A 6,106-nucleotide genomic window follows, 5' to 3' on the forward strand; every position below is an offset into this window, starting at 1 on the left:
GCGCCCGCGGCGATGCGGTCCAGGAGACGCCCGGGGACGATGACGTACGGGGCCATCACCACGCGCCCTCCGGCACCAGCCGCTCAACGATCCCCACCATGAACGGGCCTACCGAACCAGCCAAATGAGATGACTTCTAAGTCGCGCCGGGCGTTGTGTCGACCGGATGTGCAGTCCGGTCACGTACCTCATGTGGCTTGCACATCCTCAACATCTCTATCAGGCACGCAACTTGACAGCACTAGATAACCAACGACCTCGACGACTCCCGCGCCCTGATCGCGGTGTCCGCCGCCTCCAACCGGTCCAAGGCCGACCAGGACCCGTCCACCTGGCTCCCGCCGTACGCCGGCTCCTGGTGCCAGTACGTCACCGACTGGGTCGCCGACAAGACCCGCTACCGCCTCACCATCGACCCCTCTGAACAGACCGCCCTCGCGCAGCGCCTCGCCGAGTGCCCCGACCAGCCCATCACAGTCATGCTGGCCCGCTGAACAGCAGCTGACGCGGGTCCTGCCCGTCGCCACGGGAGTGTGCGACGGGCAGGGGGCCCCACCGTCTCACATCCGCGAGTCGACGGCCCCGCGAGCGGGACATGGCGACGGGAGCAGGGAGCGCCGGCCGGGAAATCCCAGCCCGTGGCCTATTCGTGGGCCGCGCAGCGCAAAGAGTTGAGCGGGGCAAGTTGATCGCCGGAGCTACAGAGGCGGGCTCGCGGAGAAGAAGCCGCCGATGCTTCGCGTCAGCCGGGTTGCCTCCGACAGCCCGTACCTGAATGCGAGCAGCGTGTAGACCAGCACGGGGAACCACACGAGGGCCAGCGGCACGAGCAATTCCACGGGCGCCCCCAATGGGGATAGGGAGAGGAAGGACGCCGTGACGATCGCCGCCCACAGGCAGGCGGTGGCGAGTCGGCGCCCGTCGAGCCGGTCGGGCTCAACCGGGGCCTCTTCGGCCAGGGCTGTTGGCGGCAGTACGGCGGTGAAGCGGCCGGCGGCGATGTTGTTGGCGGCGAGTGCTGCAAGTTCGGCGAGCTTCCGAGCGGAGGCCTCGCGATCACTGGCGAGCTGGTCTGCGGCCCGGATGAAGGTGGCATCGACACGGTTGAGATGCATGGCCAGTGCGCGGCGGAGCGTGCGTCGGTTACCGAAGTCAGCAGCCGCGTTGCGGGCAAACGTCCGTAGTGGCAGCCCGAGGAGGGAAACCCGCTGGCTGAGATTGATGGCCTCGGTGTACCTGGTAGTTGGGCGGGCTACGTCCGCGCTGGCGGCCAGCAGACCTAGAAGTGGATATATCGGCTTCGAGCAGCGCGGTATGGCGTTGCCTTCTCCGGCTAGAACAAGCCACAAGACGCCGACGAGCAGGGCTATCAATATATTGAACTGCACCAACTGCGTTGACAAGGGCGCATGCACCCCTGTGCAGTCCACGTCAGGGAGCGGCTCTAACCAGCCGCCCGGAGTGCACGCCCCGCGATCTCCCTTGATCAACGCCACCAAGGCGACGTTAATCGGTGCGCCGATCTTGACTGAGAGTCGGAGAAGGAAGCCTGGCTCGTACGCCAGCGCGGAGCGGATCGACTCCACCTCCAGCCCGATTCCTAGCTCAGCAGCCGCGGCCTGCGCAGCAGTCACGTGCCGCTCGACGTATTGGTGATGCAGCCGCCGGGCCAGTTTGGCCCGCGACGGATGGCTGACAGAACTCACGCGCCCCCCAAGGCTTCAATGAGGAATAGTCAAGATCTGTGGATCAAGGTCTTTCGGTGTGTTTGTCGCATGAGTGATCTGGTGGTCAGAGGTCGTGGATGTTGAGGCGGGAGATTGCAGCTTCGGCGAACAGTCGGCGATAGAAAGGGCCGAGGCCGTCGGGAATGGCCAGGGACTGGAACGCCTCCTCCGCCGGCAGAAGACGGCGGTGGGCCATCTCGAATCGTGGGTCCCACGGAGCCAGACGCACCTCTGCTCGCCACATCGACCGGACCAGTACCAGCCCTTTCTCCGGGCCTCGCACGCAGACGCCCCGGCTGAACCCGAGGAGTCGGCAGTCCATCACCTCGGCGCAGGCTTCCTCACTGACCTCGCGGCGCATCGTGTCGACCCACTGCTCATGCCGCTCGGGGCGACCGCCGGGCAGGCCCCACCGCTGTCCATCTGGGCTGACCACGACGATCCGATCACCGGCGACGCACACCGCCTCCGCGCCGTGTGGCGTACCCGGCGGCGGGTCAGAAGGTGGATACCACGCAACGCGGCATTCCTGACCGTTGATGGATGCGGTGAAGTAGGCGCCATTCCCAGCAATGTCGTTCATGGTTCCGTTCCAGCGATCGGTTCAAGCGGCTGTGGGGAAGATGTCCTCGTCGGGGCGTTCGACGAGATGGCCTCGTTCGAAGCGGGCTCCGGCACGGACCAGGGCGACGAGGTGGGGTGCATTCACGGCCCGCCAGCGGATTTGGGCGGACTCGACGAGCTTGAACACCATTGCGAGGGCTGCCGCGCGGGAGCCGGCGCCTTTGGTGACTTTGGTCCGCAGGCGGACGGTTGCGAAAGTGGACTCGATGGGGTTCGTGGTGCGCAGGTGGATCCAGTGTTCGGCGGGAAAGTCGTAGAACGCCAGCAGCGCGTCCTCGTCGTCGGTGATCTTCTTGACGGCCTTGGGGAACTTCGCACCGTACTGCTTGGCGAACGCCGTGATGGCCTGGGCCGCGTGCTCGCGGTCCTCGGCGTTGTAGATGTCCTGGAGGGCCTTCTTCGCCGCAGGCTGGGCCGACTTCGGAAGGCTGTCCAACACGTTCGCGGTCTTGTGAACCCAGCACCGTTGATGGCGAGTTGAGGGAAACACCTCGTTGACCGCGTTCCAGAACCCGAGGGCGCCGTCGCCCACCGCGAGGACGGGGGCGCGCAGTCCGCGCCGTGCAGCATCGCGCAGCAGGTTCGCCCAGGACTCGGACGATTCGCGGTAGCCGTCGGCCATGGCGATGAGTTCCTTGGTGCCGTCCGCGCGCACGCCCATCAACACCAGTACCGCGGCCTTGGCCTGCTCCAGGCGGATCTTCAGATAGATGCCGTCGGCCCAGACGTAGACGTAGTCGCTGGCCGAAAGGTCGCGCTCGTTGAAGGCGGTGTGGTCGGCCTGCCACTGCGCGGTCAGGCGGGTGACCGTGGCCGGGGACAGGCCCGCCGAGGAGCCGAGGAACTGCTCGAGTGCGGGCACGAAGTCGCCGGAGGACAGGCCGTGGAGGTAGAGCAGCGGCAGGACCTCGCTGACCTTCGGAGACTTCCGTGCCCAGGGCGGCAGGATCGCCGAGGAGAACCGCTTGCGCTCACCCGTGGCCTCGTCGATTCGCTTGTCATTGACGCGCGGGGCTTTGACCTCGATCGTCCCGGCAGCGGTGGTGACCTTACGTGGCTGGTGGTAGCCGTTGCGGACCACCAGACGTCGGCCATTGTCGTCGTGCTGGTCGGCCAACTCGGCTATATACGTGTTGACTTCGGCTTCCAGCGCGGCGGCCAGCATCCGCCGTGCGGCCTCGCGGACGATCTCGTCGATCAGGGAACCGTTCGGCGTGAAGCCGTCTTCGTTGACTACGCTGAGCACGGGCGTGCCTTCCCGGCCGGCGCTGCGAATGCCGGTCTACTCGGTGACCATCAATCGATCACTCGGGAAGGTACGCCTTTCGCATGCCAACCCGAGGCCGATCCACAGGTTTCGAGCATTGCTCGGCTTCAATGGCTGGATAAGCCTATGAGCAACCATCACAGAAGGCTTGAAGTTGCCTCACCTGCGGTGGCGACCTTCGCTAACTCGATCAAGGGGCCTGGGCGCGGAGCGTGCACGAGCAGACCGTCCCCGATCGCCATCGCCATGTGGTCTGGGCAGGAGGCGAAGCCCTCGCTACTGGTCGGGATGGACAGCCTGAACACCGGTGCCGTCGTACAGCTCGGGCTTGAGGGTGAGCAGAAAGCGGCCCACGGGCAAGGCGGCGGAGGGGCGGGCAGCGTGGATGGCATGGATGGCTGGCCAGGGGTGTCCAGCGTGCAGCAGCCCGGTCGCGGTCAGTGCGGCCGCGGTGCCGAACGGCTCGATCTGGATGAGTACCTGGAGGGGCGCACGCCGGAGGTGTAGCCGCCCTTGCGGCAGATCGTCGACTTCAGGTTCGCCCGTGTGACGGCCGGGGAGATCGCGCCCGGCGTGCAATGCGGGTCCTCCAGCGGCTCCTCCTTCTCAAACAGGTAGTGGCAGCTGCCCGCAGCGGGCTGCTGCTGCACCGTGTACTTCTTCTGCGGGCCAGCCCCCCACCGCTATCGGCCGGGCCCCGCCCGCGGCACCCGGCGAAGACGCGGCTGGCGCCGCAGCGCCGGATGACGAAGGGCCCGACGTACCCAGCGAGACGGACGAACAGCCCGCCAGGAACAGGCAGGTCAGCAGCGCGGGCGAAGCGACGAGGCAGGTGAAGCGCATGACGACCCCTCAAGGGCAGGCGACAACTGAGCAGATGCTGCCCTACCGGGTATTCCGCACACCGGGCGGGGTGCCGGGCGGGAGCACCCGCGCCATCCGATCGGGCGCGTCACCGGCGTGCCAGGCCGTTCCCCCCGCCAGGACCTCGCGGCGGGAGGGGTTTCATGTTCCCCCGGGCCGCGACCGGCAGCACGACGGCGGGTCTCTCGGGGATGAGCGCGTGTGGCCGTCCTCCACCGACAGCGTCCAGCCGTTCAGGCTGAGTCCCGCGGGAGGGGCTGGCGACGTCCACCCACTCCTTGTTCACCACCGGGACGGCCGAGTGGCAGCGGTAGAAGGCGAGTTCGCCGCTGTTGCGGTTGCGACGAACGAGTAAATGACGGCAGGCCGCCGGCGGCCGCGACGGAAGCCGCGCCAATCCCGCCCGTCTGGAGGGCCGCGACGGGAACAGCATCCGGGTTCTCCCACCAGGTGCGGGCCGTCTCTTGGTGCTCCCACAGCCCCCAGTCGCCCGCGGCCGCCGTACTGAGGCCGGTGAAGCGGAAGGTGAGGCGCTGCCATCCGGCCCGGTACGACGACCGGGCCACGCGGCCCTCCACCTTCGGCAGGACGCGGGTGCCCGGCTGCCAGAACGTGGCGTCGGTCCGCTTGATGCCGTCCATGTCCCGGCCGCCCAGGAACCGGCCGATGCCGAACATCAGGGCTTCGGCGGTCTCCTCAACCTGCCGGTCGAACTTCGTCTGCGTCATCGGCCGTGCCCTTTCGGTCTGCGTCCCGGCACCTCACATCCGGAAGCGGACATAAACCGTAAAACGGTTTACCTGTGGATAAAGTCCAGCGATCCAGACCCCCAACCATCCGAAACTTTAGTTGTCGCAACGCCATTGCGTACCCTATGGATGTCGCATGGTTGGTATGTGGGAGCTCGACAGCGAGGCCATCGAGGATCGAGTCGCCTTCCCGGCGCAGGTGCGTGACCTGGTGTGGCGCGAGACGAAGAGGCGTATGAGCTTTCTGGGCCTCAGCGAGCAGGAGGGCCCCGCCACCCCGAACGCGCTCGCCCCTACCTCCGCGGCCGCCAAGGCCGTGCACCTGATGTACCTGGGGGTCGCCACGGAAGTCGGCAACGCTGCGCGCGAACTGGCCACCGACGCCGCCACTCGCGCGGGCCGGGCTGCCGCCACCTACGCGGAGCTGGGCGAAGCCGCCGGGATCACCCGGCAGGCCGCCCGCAAGCGGTGGCCGGAGGCCGTCGGCACCCACTGGGCGCTCTACCTCCTGACCGGCAAAAGCCGCCCGCACGGCATGAGCACCCAGGTTTCCGCAGCAGCGGCAAGGCCATCGAGGCCGGCCGCACCGCCGTGGACGAAGGCGCGCTCGCCGATGACGGGGCCGTGGGCGCCACCGTCGTCAACTCCGCCCGCGAGGCCGTATGGGCGTGCTACTTCAACGACGGCACGTGGGCCCCGGAAGAGATCACCATGCCCGAGGACTTGCAGACCGTGCCCGCCCCGGGCAGCCCCGAGCACGGGGACTGGCTGCACAAGTGGGGCTTGGACCGGCCGGCCACCACCGGGCCGCGGTTGACCTGGAACCAGACCTCGCGCTGGTTGCCGAACAGCACGACGCTCTCGCGGAGATCGCG

At 67.6% G+C, this 6,106-nt stretch carries 5 protein-coding genes and 2 pseudogenes; 2 read left to right on the forward strand and 5 right to left on the reverse strand.

Translation table 11 applies throughout. From position 1 onward, the window contains the following. Positions 1-251 precede the first annotated feature (251 nt). Positions 252-494: pseudogene (locus ABZ464_RS51775) on the forward strand (HNH endonuclease); the annotation flags it as partial. 204 nt (positions 495-698) lie between these two features. Here ABZ464_RS51775 and ABZ464_RS51780 read toward each other — a convergent pair. From ABZ464_RS51780 to ABZ464_RS51800, 5 genes are all read right to left on the reverse strand, one after another. Continuing rightward, positions 699-1,706: a hypothetical protein gene (locus ABZ464_RS51780; RefSeq protein WP_359289968.1), complete on the reverse strand. Its 1,008-nt coding sequence runs from the start codon at positions 1,704-1,706 to the stop codon at positions 699-701. An 85-nt stretch (positions 1,707-1,791) separates the two neighbouring features. Further along, positions 1,792-2,310 carry an NUDIX domain-containing protein gene (locus tag ABZ464_RS51785; RefSeq protein WP_359289970.1) on the reverse strand — a complete coding sequence of 173 codons (519 nt, stop codon included), beginning with the start codon at positions 2,308-2,310 and terminating at the stop codon, positions 1,792-1,794. A gap of 21 nt (positions 2,311-2,331) precedes the next feature. Further along, on the reverse strand, positions 2,332-3,597 hold the full coding sequence (locus ABZ464_RS51790) for an IS256 family transposase (protein ID WP_359289972.1): 1,266 nt from the start codon (positions 3,595-3,597) through the stop codon (positions 2,332-2,334). A 297-nt stretch (positions 3,598-3,894) separates the two neighbouring features. After that, positions 3,895-4,197, reverse strand: coding sequence for a hypothetical protein (locus tag ABZ464_RS51795; RefSeq protein WP_359289974.1), 303 nt, complete (start codon positions 4,195-4,197; stop codon positions 3,895-3,897). A 518-nt stretch (positions 4,198-4,715) separates the two neighbouring features. Further along, on the reverse strand, positions 4,716-5,210 hold the full coding sequence (locus ABZ464_RS51800) for a hypothetical protein (RefSeq protein ID WP_359289976.1): 495 nt from the start codon (positions 5,208-5,210) through the stop codon (positions 4,716-4,718). Between the two features lie 612 nt (positions 5,211-5,822). Here ABZ464_RS51800 and ABZ464_RS51805 point away from each other — a divergent pair. Further along, positions 5,823-6,106, forward strand: a pseudogene (locus ABZ464_RS51805) (hypothetical protein); the annotation flags it as partial.

It is taken from the genome of Streptomyces sp. NPDC005820, from assembly GCF_040630255.1.
Taxonomy (GTDB): Bacteria; Actinomycetota; Actinomycetes; order Streptomycetales; family Streptomycetaceae; genus Streptomyces.

Excerpts from the sequence above, each read along its gene's own strand:
- ABZ464_RS51785 (WP_359289970.1), bottom strand. The coding sequence starts at position 2,310 with ATGAACGACATTGCTGGGAATGGCGCCTACTTCACCGCATCCATCAAC.
- ABZ464_RS51800 (WP_359289976.1), bottom strand. The coding sequence starts at position 5,210 with ATGACGCAGACGAAGTTCGACCGGCAGGTTGAGGAGACCGCCGAAGCC.